The organism is Streptococcus sp. 'group B', from assembly GCF_002073795.1.
GTDB classification, from domain to species: Bacteria; Bacillota; Bacilli; order Lactobacillales; family Streptococcaceae; genus Streptococcus; species Streptococcus agalactiae.
This window is the reverse complement of record NZ_CP020432.1, coordinates 2,143,419-2,159,782: the sequence shown is the minus strand read 5'-3', so window position 1 is coordinate 2,159,782 and position 16,364 is coordinate 2,143,419. Positions and strand designations below refer to the sequence as shown.

18 protein-coding genes, 1 tRNA gene and 2 pseudogenes are annotated in these 16,364 nt (G+C 36.0%); 16 read left to right on the top strand and 5 right to left on the bottom strand.

Features of this window, described 5'->3' with window-relative positions:
* A complete protein-coding gene (locus A6J68_RS11290) occupies positions 1–2,001 on the top strand; it encodes a hypothetical protein (RefSeq protein WP_000357668.1) in 2,001 nt (666 codons plus the stop codon).
* Positions 2,002–2,190: 189 nt separating this feature from the next.
* Here the strand turns inward: A6J68_RS11290 and A6J68_RS11700 are convergent, their stop codons facing one another.
* Entirely contained in the window at positions 2,191–2,265 is a 75-nt protein-coding gene (locus A6J68_RS11700; RefSeq protein ID WP_228775696.1) for a hypothetical protein, read from the bottom strand.
* 231 nt (positions 2,266–2,496) lie between these two features.
* Between A6J68_RS11700 and A6J68_RS11280 the strand changes: the two genes are divergently transcribed.
* The 6 genes from A6J68_RS11280 (at position 2,497) to A6J68_RS11255 (ending at position 7,629) form a co-directional block, all read left to right on the top strand.
* Positions 2,497–3,870: a phage tail tip lysozyme gene (locus A6J68_RS11280; RefSeq protein WP_000511832.1), complete on the top strand. Its 1,374-nt coding sequence runs from the start codon at positions 2,497–2,499 to the stop codon at positions 3,868–3,870.
* Complete coding sequence (locus A6J68_RS11275) at positions 3,870–4,418, top strand: hypothetical protein (RefSeq protein WP_000829082.1); 549 nt, start codon at positions 3,870–3,872, stop codon at positions 4,416–4,418. Before A6J68_RS11280 ends, A6J68_RS11275 begins: the two co-directional genes overlap by 1 nt.
* Before the next feature lie 16 nt (positions 4,419–4,434).
* A complete protein-coding gene (locus A6J68_RS11270; RefSeq protein ID WP_000048871.1) occupies positions 4,435–5,226 on the top strand; it encodes an LPXTG cell wall anchor domain-containing protein in 792 nt (263 codons plus the stop codon).
* Positions 5,227–5,306: 80 nt separating this feature from the next.
* Entirely contained in the window at positions 5,307–5,939 is a 633-nt protein-coding gene (locus A6J68_RS11265; RefSeq protein ID WP_000578743.1) for a hypothetical protein, read from the top strand.
* Positions 5,940–6,131: 192 nt separating this feature from the next.
* Positions 6,132–6,458 (top strand): DUF771 domain-containing protein, encoded by a 327-nt coding sequence (locus A6J68_RS11260; RefSeq protein WP_001188031.1) that lies wholly within the window; start codon positions 6,132–6,134, stop codon positions 6,456–6,458.
* A 49-nt stretch (positions 6,459–6,507) separates the two neighbouring features.
* Positions 6,508–7,629, top strand: a complete 1,122-nt coding sequence (locus A6J68_RS11255; protein WP_000257255.1) for a site-specific integrase — start codon at positions 6,508–6,510, stop codon at positions 7,627–7,629.
* Positions 7,630–7,729: 100 nt separating this feature from the next.
* Here the strand turns inward: A6J68_RS11255 and A6J68_RS11250 are convergent.
* The 3 genes from A6J68_RS11250 to A6J68_RS11235 form a co-directional block, all read right to left on the bottom strand.
* Positions 7,730–7,802, bottom strand: a tRNA-Lys gene (locus A6J68_RS11250).
* Between the two features lie 281 nt (positions 7,803–8,083).
* Complete coding sequence (locus A6J68_RS11240; protein ID WP_000774767.1) at positions 8,084–9,352, bottom strand: replication-associated recombination protein A; 1,269 nt, start codon at positions 9,350–9,352, stop codon at positions 8,084–8,086.
* Positions 9,345–9,836, bottom strand: coding sequence for a GNAT family N-acetyltransferase (locus A6J68_RS11235; protein WP_001869680.1), 492 nt, complete (start codon positions 9,834–9,836; stop codon positions 9,345–9,347). The genes A6J68_RS11240 and A6J68_RS11235 overlap by 8 nt, the downstream gene beginning before the upstream one ends.
* Positions 9,837–10,162: 326 nt before the next feature.
* Between A6J68_RS11235 and A6J68_RS11230 the strand changes: the two genes are divergently transcribed.
* The 4 genes and pseudogenes from A6J68_RS11230 (at position 10,163) to A6J68_RS11215 (ending at position 11,669) form a co-directional block, all read left to right on the top strand.
* On the top strand, positions 10,163–10,633 hold the full coding sequence (locus A6J68_RS11230) for a DUF3013 family protein (protein ID WP_001051344.1): 471 nt from the start codon (positions 10,163–10,165) through the stop codon (positions 10,631–10,633).
* A gap of 5 nt (positions 10,634–10,638) precedes the next feature.
* Positions 10,639–10,782 (top strand): annotated as a pseudogene (locus A6J68_RS11770) (RNA-binding protein); the annotation flags it as partial.
* The gene (locus A6J68_RS11220) at positions 10,769–11,227 is read left to right on the top strand and encodes an NUDIX hydrolase (protein WP_000350741.1); all 459 of its coding nucleotides are present in this window, start codon (positions 10,769–10,771) and stop codon (positions 11,225–11,227) included. The pseudogene A6J68_RS11770 and the gene A6J68_RS11220, both read left to right, overlap by 14 nt.
* Positions 11,199–11,669: a GNAT family N-acetyltransferase gene (locus A6J68_RS11215; protein ID WP_000631751.1), complete on the top strand. Its 471-nt coding sequence runs from the start codon at positions 11,199–11,201 to the stop codon at positions 11,667–11,669. The genes A6J68_RS11220 and A6J68_RS11215 overlap by 29 nt, the downstream gene beginning before the upstream one ends.
* A 38-nt stretch (positions 11,670–11,707) precedes the next feature.
* Here A6J68_RS11215 and A6J68_RS11210 read toward each other — a convergent pair whose 3' ends face one another.
* Positions 11,708–12,424 (bottom strand): MerR family transcriptional regulator, encoded by a 717-nt coding sequence (locus tag A6J68_RS11210; protein ID WP_000859577.1) that lies wholly within the window; start codon positions 12,422–12,424, stop codon positions 11,708–11,710.
* 117 nt (positions 12,425–12,541) lie between these two features.
* On the opposite strand from A6J68_RS11210, the gene A6J68_RS11205 reads away from it, so the two are divergent.
* The 5 genes and pseudogenes from A6J68_RS11205 to A6J68_RS11185 all read left to right on the top strand — a co-directional run bounded on the left by A6J68_RS11205 (position 12,542) and on the right by A6J68_RS11185 (position 16,361).
* A complete protein-coding gene (locus A6J68_RS11205) occupies positions 12,542–13,006 on the top strand; it encodes a MepB family protein (protein ID WP_306425658.1) in 465 nt (154 codons plus the stop codon).
* Positions 13,003–13,956: a 50S ribosomal protein L11 methyltransferase gene (gene prmA, locus A6J68_RS11200; protein ID WP_001099291.1), complete on the top strand. Its 954-nt coding sequence runs from the start codon at positions 13,003–13,005 to the stop codon at positions 13,954–13,956. Before A6J68_RS11205 ends, prmA begins: the two co-directional genes overlap by 4 nt.
* Complete coding sequence (locus A6J68_RS11195) at positions 13,956–14,696, top strand: 16S rRNA (uracil(1498)-N(3))-methyltransferase (protein ID WP_001188245.1); 741 nt, start codon at positions 13,956–13,958, stop codon at positions 14,694–14,696. Before prmA ends, A6J68_RS11195 begins: the two co-directional genes overlap by 1 nt.
* Positions 14,693–15,279, top strand: a pseudogene (locus A6J68_RS11190) (thymidylate kinase). Before A6J68_RS11195 ends, A6J68_RS11190 begins: the two are co-directional and overlap by 4 nt.
* 200 nt (positions 15,280–15,479) lie before the next feature.
* Positions 15,480–16,361, top strand: a complete 882-nt coding sequence (locus A6J68_RS11185; protein WP_000716333.1) for a substrate-binding domain-containing protein — start codon at positions 15,480–15,482, stop codon at positions 16,359–16,361.
* Positions 16,362–16,364 lie beyond the last annotated feature (3 nt).

The window sequence follows — 16,364 nt, the reverse complement described above, 5'->3', positions numbered from 1 at the left end:
ATGGACAAAATAGATGATGGTTTGATTGCTTCGACCTTTGCGAAGGTAAAAGATGTGGATATATTTGCGTTAAAGGCTTATATGGAGATAACTCACGGAGCTGAGACTGGAGCTCAAAGCATTTTGTTAGATGTTTTTGTTAATTTTCCCTTTTTCCTACTTAACTTGATTGTTGGTTTATTTTCTGTTATTCTACGCTTTTTTGAAAATTTCAGTTTGTATGATACCTATAAACAAACAGTTTATCATTCGTCTCAAAAATTATGGGAAAATCTATCAGGTAATGGGTCTTATACAAGCTCCTTGCTTTATTTATTGGTTGCGATTTCAGCTTTTTCAATATTTATTTCATATCTTTTTTCAAAAGGAGATTTTTCTAAACGTTTGATCCACTTGTTCGTGGTTATCATTTTAGGTATGGGTTACTTTGGTACGATTCAATCAACATCAGGTGGTATTTATATTTTAGATACCGTTCATCAACTAGCTGGTTCGTTTTCAGATGCGGTAACTAATTTATCACTGGATAATCCATCAGGTGGTAAAACAAAGATCACACAAAAATCATCAGTAGCTGATAATTATGTGATGAAAACTTCTTATACGGCTTATTTGTTTGTCAATACTGGTCAGTTAAATGGTAAGTTTCACAATAATCAAACAGGTAAAGAAGAAAAGTTTGATAACGAACAAGTTTTAGGTAAGTACGATAAATCAGGTAAATTTATCACTCCAAAACAAAAGGATATATTGAATTATACTGATAATTTGGGAGATAAGGCAACCGAAGGGGAGGAAAAAAATAGATGGCTTTCTGCAGTAAATGATTATCTTTGGATAAAATCAGGCTATGTTATCTTAAAGATTTTTGAAGCGGTTATACTCGCAGTTCCATTAATACTCATTCAGTTAATTGCTTTTATGGCAGATGTTTTAGTGATTATATTAATGTTTATTTTTCCATTAGCTTTATTAGTTTCATTTTTGCCTAGAATGCAAGATATCATTTTCAATGTTTTGAAAGTCATGTTTGGGGCTGTTTCCTTTCCTGCCTTAGCTGGTTTTTTAACCTTGATAGTCTTCTATACTCAAACTTTAATAGCCACCTTTGTTAAGAAAAAATTTACAGATGGTTCCCTGCTTAGTGGTAGTAATTTTAAAGGTCAGGCAATACTGTTTATGTTGCTAATAACAGTTTTCGTCCAAGGTTGTGTGTTTTGGGGAATTTGGAAATATAAAGAAACTTTCTTAAGACTGATTATAGGGTCTAGAGCTTCTCAAGTCATTAATCAGTCTGTAGATAAAATTAATGAAAAAGCAGAAAATCTAGGAATTACGCCAAAATCCATTTATGAGAGGGCACACGATATGTCAAGCCTTGCCATGATGGGAGCTGGCTATGGTGTTGGTACAATGATGAATGCACAAGATAATTGGAATGCTTTCAAAGAAAGACAACAAGCTAATTTAGATGATGGTCAGTCTAAAACTAATGATGCTGATAAGTATGATGAAGCTAATGCGGATGATACTGTTATTTCTAAAGAGGCTGAGCTGACTAATGAAGGTGAATATCAATCAGAGTTACCTAAAGAAGCAAGTAAAAGGATTGAACAATTGGGAAAGGAATCTTCTTATGAGCTATCGTTTATATCAGAAGGTAATTCAACAGAGGAAATTTTAAAAAATGTTAAGTCGGATAATCACACGTTTCAAGAAGGAGATGGAGATACTTCATTAACAAATCAGGATATGATAACAAATGATATAGAAAATCATTCAAATAACTATACTTCACCATTAAAACAGCGAAAGCTTAATAAGCTAGAGGGTGAATTAAGTCAATTTAATAGTGATGTATCCATGACAAAAAATCATGGTAAAAATGCTTTTGAAAAGGGATTTAATGCCAGTAAAACTAAGGAAGTTAGAAAGCAACATAATCTTGAACGACAGTCAAAAGTTTTGGAAGAACTAGAAAAGCTGAGAGAAGGTAAGTAGTACAAGGAGTTTTATGACATTGAGAGGTTTAGTAAACTATATATTAATTGACACTATTTTTTAGATTATGTATAATATAATTGTAAATAAAAAGCAGTTGCTTCTAACAACTGCTTAGCAGAACCGTTTAAGACGGTGGCAGAAAATAACCGTTAAAAAATAACCGTTAACTCGCCAAAGTTGAGACGGTTATTTTTTTGTCGATTTTACCAGTTCAAGGACTAACTTCACGAGAGCGATAACGAAGTTACCTGCTATAAACATGAGTGTTAAGACCTCAAAGGTAGACAAATCTAGCTCCTCCTTTCTGTTGGATTTTGATGAATTGCCCATGGGACCACCTACCTTTCAGAAATAAGAGCCACCGTCTTAACTTTTCTGCTTCATTATTATATCATATTTCATAGTGGTTTAAAGTATCAATTTTTGTTGGTGCTTTTTTATTTTGTTTGAAAGGAGGGAACTAAAGTAAAACATAAGAAAAAATTAGGCTGTTTGGGAATACTGATTGTATTTCCTTTTTTATTGGTTTTATTGTTGACTGCTTCGTCAAGTTCTCAACAAGATTGTCAAATTACACCAGATGTATCTTCACAAGTTGAAACCTCAAGTGAGAATGCTTCCAATAGTGATTGGACAAAAAAGGGAACAGTTGCAAATCAAACAGCAGAGAAGGTATTCAATGCTTGGGTAAGTAAAGGCTTATCTGGTGCGAGTGCATCAGGGATTGTTGGTTGGGTTAATTCAGAAGGTGGATTTGCTATGATAGGTCGAGCAGAAGGGCATTATGGTAATGATTTAAAAACAAATTCAATTGCCTTTAATGTGAGACCTACTGGGTTATCTTACTATACGACTGAAGCTGGAGGTGGTATTTATCAAATCACACCTTTCACAAAGTATGCCCCATTAGGCGATCCCAAATGGGAAGATGCAGATGCCATGAATGCCTTTGTTATGAAATCCATTAAATCAGGAGACTGGAATAAAGCAATGGATTTATCAGGTGGAAATCATTCTTTTGAAGAGATGGCACAGATGACTGATCCCAAGCAGGCCACTTTAGTTTGGAATGCTTACGAACGAGGAAATACTGCATATATTAATAAAGCTCAAAAGACTGCGGATGGGCAAAAAGCCTATGAAATATTTAATGGTTCAAAATATAAATTTGATGCAGAAAAATTTTCTAAAAGTTTTGGTGGTGGTTCAAAAACGTCCTCGTCTGGTAAGAGCGATATAATTTCTGATTCTACAGTTTTATCTCTTTGTGATTCAGCTAGTAATGCGGTACAGGGCTTATTTGGTAAAGATAAGTCAGGGAAAGTTAAATACACTTCTTATAATGCATGGAAACCAGATCAATTACCAAGTGATTTGAAAAAGTATGCAATAGATCCTAAGTCAGTTGGTTTATTTTATCGAACGTCTAGTGGATGGAATGCGATAGCTTCTACTGGTGGTCAATGTACAGATCTTTCAGCAAGTTTGATGTATGGTTTATGGCTTAAAGGCGGAATGCATCCAACGCAAAGAATGGGAAATGGTAATATGGTTGTTTCTAATTGGGTATCTGCATTCGGTGGACGCTCTGAAAATACTCCATCTTCTGGAGCTGTTTTTTCAAGTTCAGGTACTTCTAGTGCTGGGCATACTGGAGTGGTTAGTCATGTATTTGAAAATGGCGATATGTTAATAGTAGAGCAAAATTATTCAACTTATTCTGGAGATAATAGAGGATTTGGACCATATTCATGGAATTATCGTTATGTTTCTACTTTAGAATTAAAAAAAGAGCATTATAGTTTTTATAATCCCTCTAAAGCTGGTTATAAATTGTCTGATAAAGTGAAAACGGTAGGTAGTTAATGAAACGTAGAAAAATAGTTTTATTTTTAATGGTGTTAGTGATGGCTTTTATAGTTTATAAAGTTATTCAAAAAGATAATCCAGTGATTAAAACAAGTGGTAATCATACAAAAGTTGAACGAGTTGAACCGAAACATAAGGTTAAGTCTTATGATTCAACTAAAGAAGCAAAATCTACTTTGGAAGCTAGTGATCGTCAAGTATCTGATAAGGAAAAGGAGAAGGTTAAAAGATCTATAACTGTACCTATTGATTACCTTGTAAAAATCCCAACACAATCAGATATTAAGGGTGATTATCAAAATAAATTATCCATTACAAATCCTACAGTTGCCCAAACTGTAAAAACCATGTTGATGGCTGGTTATCATTTTGATTTGGAAAGTTTACAAGTATATGAGTCAGATGCGAGTAATGTTTATCAGTTTACTATTAATTTAGTAACAGATAAAAGAGACAAATTAAGTTTAGCTGGTAATTATGTATTAGGTACAGACCAATTTGAGATTGCGAGTGTACATGGTACACCTGTAAATGTAGTATTTTAAGAAAGAAGGAAAATTTATGTCAAAAGTAAAAGTTTTAAGTTTAATTACTGTTTCAGGACTATTTTTAATGGCTGGTAATTTATCAGCAAGTGCAGATGTTGTAACTAGTGGAGGTGATACTATAATGCTATCAGGGGTAGATGCAGGTGTATCTGATTCTATAATGCCACCACCATCAAGTATAAATCCAGTAACAGATACCACAGAACCAAGTGCGCCAACACCAAGTACAGATCCAATAACAGATACCACAGAACCAAGTGCGCCAACACCAAGTACAGATCCAATAACAGATACCACAGAACCAAGTGCACCAACACCAAGTACAGATCAAACAACAGGTACGACAGATTCAAGTACTCCATCATCAAGTACAACAAATCCAGTAGATGGAATTACTGATAATGGTACTAAACCAAATGCCGGTATTGACAAACCTTCTACGAATAAACCTAGTGATCATTCAGAATCATCTATAAAACCAGTAACAAAGCCAACTATTAATCAACCTATTACAACTGTAACAGGAGATCAAGTCATTGGTACTCAAGATGGTAAAGTTTTAGTACAGACACCATCAGGTACGCAATTAAAAGATGCTGCTGAAGTTGGTGGAAATGTTCAAAAAGACGGTACTGTAGCAATTAAAAAATCAGATGGAAAAATAGAAGTATTGCCAAAAACTGGTGAGGGTAAGACTATCTTTACAATAGTAGGTCTCTTGTTAATTGCTGGAGCAGTTTGGATTGGTTTTAAAGATAATATAAAAAAGTATTTAACCTTTTTCAAAAAGAAAAGTGAAAAATAAGATAATGCCATGATTAATTTCATGGCTTTTTTAATTAAATAATACAGATTGGAATAAAATGTGATAGAATAGGAGAAAAAATGATAGGGGATTATTCAGTAATGGATTGGGCTACTTTAGGTGGTGTTGTAGGAATTATTTTTACAAATGTGGGAGTTTTGATTTCAAACTCTAGGGATAATAAAGCTATTCAACGAGAACTTGAGCTTTTAGAAGAAGGTCAAGAGAAATTGGTAGACGAATTTTCCAAAATTTCGACAAATCAATATGATAAATATGTTCTGATACAAAGCAATTTATCAAACAATATTGAAAAGAATAAACAAGAATTAGTTCAAAAAAACTCATATGTTAAAGAAGATACTAAATATATCCGTGATGAAATGCTTATTGAGAAAAAGTCAAAGGAAGAAGTTTATAATCATGTGAAAAATGGAGATAAACTTATTGAAAAAATGGCTTTTGCTAATGAATTAATTTTGAAGTTTGGTGAAGTAAGCAGAGAAAATCAAATGTTAGGCTTAAAAGTTAATTCTTTAGAGGAAAAAATAGTCGATTTATCAAATCAACCTAAAAATGATGAAATATCAAAATTACGTAAATCAATTTCAAGTTTTGAAAGGGAATTATCTAGGTTTGAGGATGTCGGTTATAGCGAAGCAGAAGAAATAAAAAGTACTTTAAGAAGAATATTAAATGATCTTGAAGGATAAGAAGTTGATAGAAATACAGTTGTGATTAATTTCATGGCTTTTTTTGTTTGTTTTTTTATTAAAGAATAATGTTCGGGGGATATGGATTTTAAATTAAAACTGCAACTGAAAAATAGTTCGGTTTTAAAGTGGAAAACCTAATTACCTGGAACAAATAACGTTCGGATTAAGCAAGTTATAAGGAGGATGAGTATGCAACAGGTTTTTAATGTGAGTGTTCCTGTACCAGATGATGTTGTTATTATTTCAAAAGAAGAATATTTAAATTTATTAAGTGATAATGAACAAGGCAAGTGGTGGGATATTGATAACTTGCAAGAGTTATTGGGAATTGGAAGGTCAAAATTGATTAATGATATTTTGTTAAATCCAGATATAAAAAAAGAAGTAGATTTATCAATTAATCCAAATGGTTTTATTGTTTATCCGAAAGGTAAAGGTAGTCGATATAAAATATTAGCAACAAAAGCTAGAAAATATTTTGAAGATAATTTTGGTTCTATTTTATTAAATAGTTAAATGATATAATATTGAGGATAAATTCCTTGATGTCTAAGAAAGGAGTAAAATGGCAACATATAGACAAAGAGGTAAAAAGAAATTATGGGATTATAGAATATTCAATGAAAAAAGTGAGTTAGTTGCTTCTGGTTCAGGTTTTAAGACAAAGCGTGAAGCTATGAATGAAGCTATGAGGATAGAGCAACAAAAGTTATTAGTAAATTCTATATCTTCTGATATAACATTGTATGATTTGTGGTTTGAATGGTACAGTTTAATTATAAAGCCTAGCAATCTAGCAGAGACTACAAAGAACAAATATTTTACAAGAGGTTCTGTTATTCGTAAACTTTTTGGAAATCAGAAAGTAAATAAAATAAAGCATAGTGCGTATCAGAGGAAATTAAATACGTACGCTGAAAAATACACTAAAAACCATGTTAGAAGGTTAAATTCAGATATAAAAAAAGCTATCCAATTTGCTAAAAGAGATGGTGTCTTATTATCTGATTTTACTGATGGAGTTGTCATAGCTGGTAGGAAATTTGTTAAGGATGCAGATGATAAATATCTACATAGTATTTTTGATTACAAGAAAGTGATATCTTATTTAGAAAACAATTTGGATTATTCAAATAGTATCGTTTATTATTTATTACTGGTGCTATTTAAAACAGGTTTACGAGTGGGTGAAGCTTTAGCATTAACTTGGGATGATGTTAATTTTGAAGATCTAGAAATTAAGACGTATCGAAGATTTAGTGGCGATAAGGGAACTTTTAGTCCACCTAAAACAAAAACTTCTATCCGCACTATTCCTATTAGTCAATCTTTAGCATTAATCTTAAGAGATTTGAAGGATGATCAGCAAGTTATGTTGAAAAACTTAAAAATTGTAAACATGAATAATCAAATATTTTATGACTATAGATATGGTGTTTCGACAAATAGTGCGATAAATAAAAGTCTTAAAAATGTTTTAAAAATATTAAATATTAATTCAAAAATGACTGCAACAGGTGCAAGGCATACTTATGGAAGTTACTTATTAGCAAAAGGTGTAGATATTTGGGTAGTTGCAAGATTAATGGGTCATAAGGATATTACACAGTTACTTGAAACTTATGGTCACGTCTTGACAGAAGTAATAAATAAGGAATATGAAACGGTCAGAAGTTTAGTATCTTAAAGCTAATTTTTAAAGAATATCTTCTAGAACAAATTTAGAACAAATCTGCTGAAACAAAGAAAAAAACCTTTAAAATCAAGGTTTTTGACAATATTATTAATGCCCCCTACAGGGCTCGAACCTGTGACCCATAGATTAAGAGTCTACTGCTCTACCAACTGAGCTAAGGAGGCTAGGAAGCTGTATTGGCACCGATGATCCACTTTTTGTATTGATCCCGCACAAAATAAGCAGGTGGGTAACTCGCACCTCTTTAAGTGGCTTCCGCGTGTTAACGGCTTGCGCACTAGAGATGACTTCGTTTCCCGAAATACAAAGAAATAGTCGGTCAACACTTAGATGTGGATTCGTATGCCACAGCAATGTTTCTATGTCTTTATGATACCACTTTTTATAAAATTTTCAAGCAAAATTATCGATTTTTGAAATCGATTGCGATTTTTAAAACTGGCAATCAGTCTGAGAGCTTATCAATGCGCTCTTTATTTGAACCAAGTGCACGTTCGTATTTACCAGTTTCATTGGCTTCAAAATAATTATGTCCTACTAGTTTATCTGGTAAGTATTGTTGTTTAACCCATTTTTCAGGATAGGCGTGAGGGTACTTGTAATCCCTTGCATTGCCCAAGGTTTTACTACCGCTGTAATGTCCATCTCTTAGGTGACGTGGAATAGGTAAATTTCCTGAACGACGTAAATCAGCTAAGGCTGCATCCATAGCCAAATAGGCTGAATTTGATTTAGGTGATAGAGCTAAATCCACAACAATGTTAGCAATAAGAATACGAGCTTCTGGAAAACCAATGCGTTGGGCAGCTTCCAATGCAGTCACAGTATGTATTTGTGCTTCGGGGTTAGCTAAGCCGATATCTTCATAAGCAATAATGGTCAAACGTCTTGCTAAACTAGGTAAATCTCCAGCTTCTACTAAACGAGCGGCATAGTGCAGGCTGGCATTGACATCAGAACCTCTAATTGATTTTTGTAAGGCTGATAGGACATCATAATGCCCATCTCCGTTTTTATCCATTGTAATATAACTACGTTGCAGACTATTTTCCATTGTCTCTAGACTAATATGACGGCTACCATCTTCGTTAGGAGAAGTAGACATGACTGCTAGATCCAAGGAATTATAAGCAGATCGTAGGTCTCCATTTGTGGCGGTAACAATGAAATCTAGCGCCCCATCATCAATTGTCACTAAAAAAGGAAATCCCCGTTCTTTATCGGAAATTGCTAGTTGAATGGCTTTTTTAATATCCTCGTTAGAAAGAGGTTCTAGCTCAAAAATTTGTACCCTACTTCTAATGGCAGGAGTTACTGAAAAGAAAGGATTTTCAGTTGTTGCTCCAATCATAATAATATTGCCATTCTCAAGTAAAGGTAAAAGAAAATCTTGTTTTGTCTTGTCAAGTCTATGAATCTCGTCAAGTAATAAAACTAAGCCACCAGAAAATTTAGCTTCTTCTGCAATTTCTTGAAGACGTTTTTTACTATCAACAGTGGCATTAAAAGTACGAAAGGCATATTTAGTAGTACCAGCAATAGCAGAAGCAATAGAAGTCTTCCCAATACCTGGTGGTCCATATAGGATCATGGAAGATAACATATTAGCTGCAACCATTCGATCAATAATTTTGCCATTACCAACGAGATGTTGCTGCCCAATGACTTCATTAATATTGCGAGGACGCATACGTAGAGCAAGATTGTCAGCCATGATTATTCTCCAAATCTTTTGCGAAAATTAAAGCATCAACATAATGATTTTCAATGAAAAAGGCTTTAGTGATTCGAGCCTCTTCGGTAAAACCGTATTTTTGATAGAGGGAAATGGCTCTACTATTGTTGCCCATGACGTGCATGGCAATCTTGATGTAACCTTGAGCTTTAGCCTCAGTTAGCAGAGCTTTCAAGAGAGCCTTACCTAGCCCCTGACCTTGGTAGGGTTCAGCGATGAGAATGCCGAAAGTGGCAACATGCTTGCCAGCTGGGAAAGGATAGTAGGGACCAAAGTCCAAGACGCCAGCGATCTTATCATCGATCTCAGCGACAAAGAAGGACATGCCATTTGCCAGATTCTTCTCCAAGTCACTCTCAGTCCACTTGTGGTCATAGACAGGAGAGGTAAGAGCAGTCCAGCCAGTATTTTGTAAGGTCAGAACTGCCTCACGGTCGCAGTTCTGCATAGGTCTGATAATCATAATTGATGATACAAAGGGACGGTTCGGTTTACGAAAATTTTCGTAAAGAAATAGGGAACGACGAAGTGTCGTCAGACACTAGGAAGTTCATCTTTTCTTTTAGAAAATTAGTCCCGTGTTCAAATCCTTTCTATTTTTTATATAGAGTTTTTCTCTCAGCTGACTCTTTTAACATAGTATGAAGTCAGTCAAAAACGACTAGTCTTTGAGACTATTGTAACATAAAAATAAGTAGGAACTACCTTTTGATTAACCTGAGTCTGTAACGTTTTTCTTCTATATTCATGTTATAATAAGAAAGAATAAATAGAAAATAAGGACATAAGATGGCTAAATTTGGATTTTTATCGGTACTAGAAGAAGAATTGGATAAGCATTTACAGTATGACTTTGCCATGGATTGGGATAAGAAAAATCATACTGTAGAAGTCACTTTTATATTAGAAGCACAAAACAGCTCTGCTATTGAAACCGTGGACGACCAGGGGGAGATGAGTAGCGAGGACATCGTTTTTGAGGACTATGTACTCTTTTACAACCCTGTCAAGTCTCGCTTTGATGCTGAGGACTATCTGGTGACTATCCCCTATGAGCCTAAGAAGGGCTTGTCGCGTGAGTTTCTGGCTTATTTTGCGGAGACTCTCAACGAGGTTGCCACTGAAGGGTTGAGCGACCTCATGGACTTCCTCACCGATGACAGTATCGAAGAGTTCGGTCTTTCTTGGGATACGGATGCTTTTGAAAATGGCAGAGCAGAACTGAAAGAGACAGAGTTTTACCCTTATCCGAGATATTAGACTTGATGGATTTGCTAAAATGTGGATATACATTGGATGATATAGAAACAGCCAGACCAGAGGATATGGAACGTTATTATCCCCCTGAACAAATCAGAAAATATGGAGCTTTAGGAATAGAATTGAGGTTATTGCATGGATATTTTTGATGAGTTATTTGATTTCTCAGGTGCAAAGATCGCTCTTTTCTGCGAGGGAAAGATTTTGACCAGCCTAAGAGATGATTTTCCAGATTTGCCCTATGCAGGCTTTTGGGACTTACCAGGCGATGGTCGTGAGGGCGATGAAACACCTTTGGAATGTCTTTTTCGAGAAGTTAGTGAAGAATTAAATCTGACCTTAACTCGAAACCATATTGATTGGGTCAAGACTTATAGGGGTATGCTGAACCCTGATAAATTATCGGTTTTTATGGTTGGACATATCAGTCAGAAAGAGTACGATAGCATTGTTCTAGGCGATGAAGGACAAGACTACAAGCTCATGTCCATTGACGAATTTTTAAGCCATAAAAAGGTCATTCCTCAGTTGCAGGAGAGGTTGAGAGATTATTTGGAGGTGGAAGATGATTACTTTACAAAAGGCGGAAGCTAGTGATTTAGAGAAGATTATTGCCATTCAGAGAGCTAGCTTTAAGGCAGTCTATGAGAAATACCACGATCAATACGATCCCTATGTGGAAGAAGTTGAGCAGATTCGATGGAAACTAGTGGAGCGACCAGATTGTTTCTATCATTTTGTCCTTGTTGATGAGACAATTGTTGGTTTTCTTAGATTGGTTATCAAGGACGAGGAGAAGCGTGCTTGGCTTGGTACGGCGGCTATTCTTCCCCAATATCAAGGACAGGGCTACGGCTCAGCAGCGATGGCTTTATTAGAGAAAACCTATCCTAAGCTTACAAAGTGGGATTTATGTACGATTGCGCAAGAAAAACTAATGGTCAGTTTTTATGAAAAATGTGGTTATCATTCAACCCATACCGAACCTGAGCAAGAAGGAATGGATATGGTCTATATGACAAAGAAGATAGAATAAAAAAAGAAAACTAGATGATTGTCTAGTTTTCTGATAGTTTATTGGCAATAGTAAGCAATAGCTTGGCTGACAAATTCACTTGTTCCTGCTCCACCAGCTTTGTCAATTGATTGACTAAACCGGTCATCTGATTGATACATTTGTCCTAGTCCAGCAAGGATTTCATTGGTACAGGTGTAAAAATGCTGAGAGATATAGTCTTGTAGCCGTTTCACACACATTTGAACAGATTCATCAGATACATTTTGTGTCTTTAATTGCCCAAATTGTACCATTATTTTTGCCATTTCTTGGCTAATTTGTGCAAAGTCATCTGAAGCATGTTTTTGAGCAAATTCTTGGTAGGCTGCTGTTTGTCCCCATTTTTCTTTTGCTTCAGCTTGTAATTGTTCTAATTCTGTTTTATTATAAACATCGAAATTCATATAATCATATCCTTTTTCTTGTAATCGTTTCGCATGGGTGATAACCTGCTCAAGATGCGATCTTTTCCATTCAAGCAATTTGATTTGTTGGGCTAATAAGTCTTGCCTTTCCTCTTTTGCTTGCTCAAGCAGGTATTTGATATCTTTGAGAGGGAATTCCAACTCACGAAATAGCAAAATTTCTTGCAGGCGAATCAATGCTTCATCGTCATAAAGTCGATAGCCTGCTTCGGATAGGGCGGTAGGTGGGAATAAACCGATTTTATCATAGTGATGTAAGGTGCGCACACTTACACCGCTTAAGATACTGACTTCTTTAACTGTTTTCATGGTAATAACCTCCTCTCACTTACATAGTATAAAGGATAACCTAAGGTCAGGGTCAAGCAAAAAATAAATTATTTTGAAAAGTATGGTTAATCATATTGATTTGAAGATAAAGGAGGGATAGTTATAGAAATAGTTGAGCTACTAAGGGAATGGTATTCTTCCTTTGAAGTTAAAGAAGAAAAGTGGAATGAAAAATATGAAGGTATCCTCATAAGAATTGAAGGCGATGGAAACTATAAAAGGTGTCGTTTAGCTCATAAGACAGCTAGCAAGATGGGGTATTTTACAGTATTTTGGCAGAAAGATGGAAATGGTAAAAATATTCCTTTTTATGAACAAGATGAAGTGGAAGATTTGATTATTGTCATTAAAGATGGTAGGAGGAAAGGTTTGTTCATCATTCCCAAAGAGGTTGCAGTGAGTAAGGGTATTCTTTCATCTGCTAACTCTCAAGGAAAGATGGCTATGCGATTTTACTCTCCTTGGTGTAGCGATTTAAATAGAACAGCTTTGGTGACACAGCGATGGCAGTTGAACTATTTTATTGATTTAAGTAAAAATAATGAAGGAGTTACTACATGAACACATGGAATGAACTAACGGTTCACGTGAATCGTGAGGCAGAGGAAGCTGTCTCGAATTTATTGATTGAAACTGGCAGTCAGGGGGTTGCCATTAGCGACTCGGCTGATTATCTTGGACAGGAGGATCGTTTCGGCGAGCTTTATCCTGAGGTGGAGCAATCTGATATGATCGCTATTACTGCCTATTATCCTGATACGCTTGATATTGAGGCGGTTAAGGCTGATCTGGCTGATCGTTTGGCTAATTTTGAAGGCTTTGGTCTTGCGACGGGTAGCGTCAACCTTGACAGTCAGGAATTGGTTGAAGAGGACTGGGCTGATAACTGGAAGAAGTACTATGAGCCAGCTCGCATTACCCATGATTTGACCATCGTGCCGTCATGGACGGACTACGAGGCTAAGGCTGGTGAGAAGATTATCAAGCTGGATCCTGGTATGGCTTTTGGGACTGGGACTCACCCAACGACTAAGATGAGTCTTTTTGCCTTGGAGCAAGTGCTTCGTGGTGGTGAGACGGTTATCGATGTGGGGACTGGTTCTGGCGTTTTGTCTATTGCTAGCTCTCTCTTGGGTGCCAAGGACATCTATGCTTATGATTTGGATGATGTTGCGGTGCGCGTGGCTCAGGAAAATATCGATATGAACCCTGGTACTGATAATATTCATGTGGCTGCTGGTGACCTGCTCAAAGGTGTCCAGCAAGAGGCAGATGTCATTATTGCCAATATTTTGGCGGATATTTTGATCCATCTGACAGACGATGCCTACCGTTTGGTCAAGGATGAGGGTTATCTCATCATGTCTGGTATCATTTCTGAAAAATGGGACATGGTGCGTGAGAGTGCTGAAAAAGCTGGTTTCTTCCTTGAGACTCACATGGTTCAAGGTGAGTGGAATGCCTGTGTTTTCAAAAAGACAGATGATATTTCAGGAGTGATTGGCGGCTAATGCAACAGTATTTTGTAAATGGCAAAGCAGATGACTTTGTGACCATCGAGGACAAGGATACCATCAAGCACATGTTCAATGTCATGCGATTGACAGAAGATGACCAAGTGGTCTTGGTTTTTGATGATGCCATCAAGCGTCTGGCAAAGGTGGTGGACAGCTCTGCCCATCGCTTCCAAATTCTAGAAGAGCTAGACAGCAATGTTGAAATGCCTGTCCAAGTGACCATCGCCTCAGGTTTTCCCAAGGGAGACAAGTTGGATTTTGTGACGCAAAAGGCAACAGAATTGGGTGCTGCGGCTATCTGGGGATTCCCAGCTGACTGGTCAGTCGTCAAGTGGGACGGCAAGAAACTAGCTAAAAAAGAAGATAAGCTGGCAAAAATTGCTCTGGGCGCAGCGGAGCAGAGCAAGCGTAATCGTCTTCCTCAGGTTCGTTTATTTGAGAAGAAGGCTGATTTTCAAGCGGAGCTTGCAGGCTTTGATAAGATTTTTATCGCCTATGAAGAGTCTGCCAAGGAGGGTGAAATGTCAGCGTTAGCCCAGAATTTGCAGACTGTAAAAGCAGGTGACAAGCTCCTCTTCATCTTTGGACCAGAAGGGGGCATTTCTCCAAAAGAAATCGCAGCTTTTGAAGAGGTTGGAGCTATCAAGGTGGGCCTGGGTCCACGCATCATGCGCACAGAAACAGCACCGCTCTATGCTCTAAGTGTTATTAGTTACTCAGCGGAGTTATTATGATTATTGCTATTCAAGGTGATATGGCTGTAGGGAAAACCACAGCTTTGAAAATCATTGAGAAAGTTTACCCGAAAATCGCTATTAGTTTTGAGGATATTTCACCAGTAGTTGATAAGATTAATAAACATCAGCTTGATAACAATAAATTAGACGATTATTGTGAAATTCAACAACTATTTATTCAGCATGAGCGAGATAGATACGAACTTGTTAGAGATAATGAAATAGTGTTAATGGATTATGGAGCTGAGGAAATTGCTTTCTATACACAATACTTTCCAAAGGTGGCGGGTTATAGTTGACTTTACCTTCTAATTTGTTACTAGAGGTAAATAGGCTAAAGGAATGTTTTGCTGATTATATTATTTTTCTAGATGCAGATGAGACGGTCCTATACCAACGTCAAAAAAATGATTTTAATAGACGGCGTCATTTTTTCAAATGGTATACTCATCACCTGTTGCCTGCTAAAAAACATTATTTAGACACATTTTCCAATGTTATTCATATTAATACAAATCATTTAAATGCTGAAGAAGTGGCTGAAAAAATCATTGACATCATTCGTAAGTTAACTCTATAATGGGATAGTTATACTTCAATTATGTGGTATAACAACTGTTTCAAGCCGACTTATTGGCTGAATTACCATAATAGAAAAAAGGAGTTTGGATAATTTTCCAACTCTTTTTAATTTTACATTGATTTTACAAAAATCCTCAAAGAGATTTGATATTCCTTAACTATAATAAAATCAAATCAAAAAATATTTAGGAGTTCATCATGAAAAAACACAAAATGCTATCTCTTTTGGCGGTATCTGGTCTTATGGGAATTGGCATCCTAGCAGGATGCTCAAATGATTCATCATCTTCATCTAAAGGGACAATTAACATTGTTTCTAGAGAGGAAGGGTCTGGAACTCGTGGAGCTTTCATAGAGTTATTTGGGATCGAGTCAAAAAATAAAAAGGGCGAAAAAGTAGACCATACTTCTGATGCAGCAACTGTTACCAATTCAACTTCAGTTATGCTAACCACTGTCTCTAAAGACCCGTCAGCTATTGGTTATTCTTCACTAGGTTCATTAAATAGTAGCGTTAAAGTGCTTAAAATTGATGGCAAAAATGCGACTGTAAAAGATATTAAATCAGGAAGCTATAAGATTTCTCGTCCTTTCAATATTGTAACAAAAGAAGGTAAGGAAAAAGAAGCAACAAAAGATTTTATTGATTATATCTTAAGCAAAGATGGGCAAGCAGTCGTTGAGAAAAATGGCTATATTCCACTTGACAATGCTAAAGCATATCAAGCAAAAGTGTCATCTGGTAAAGTTGTTATAGCAGGTTCAAGTTCAGTAACGCCGGTTATGGAAAAGATTAAAGAAGCCTATCATAAAGTAAATACAAAAGTAGATGTTGAAATTCAACAAAGTGATTCTTCAACTGGGATTACAAGCGCAATTGATGGATCAGCAGATATAGGTATGGCATCACGTGAATTGGATAAGACAGAGTCATCCAAAGGGGTCAAAGCTACTGTTATTGCAACAGATGGTATTGCAGTAGTTGTTAATAAGAAAAATAAAGTTAATGATCTATCAACAAAACAAGTAAAAGACATTTTTACTGGAAAGACAACGTCTTGGTCTGACTTATCAAAGTAAGGT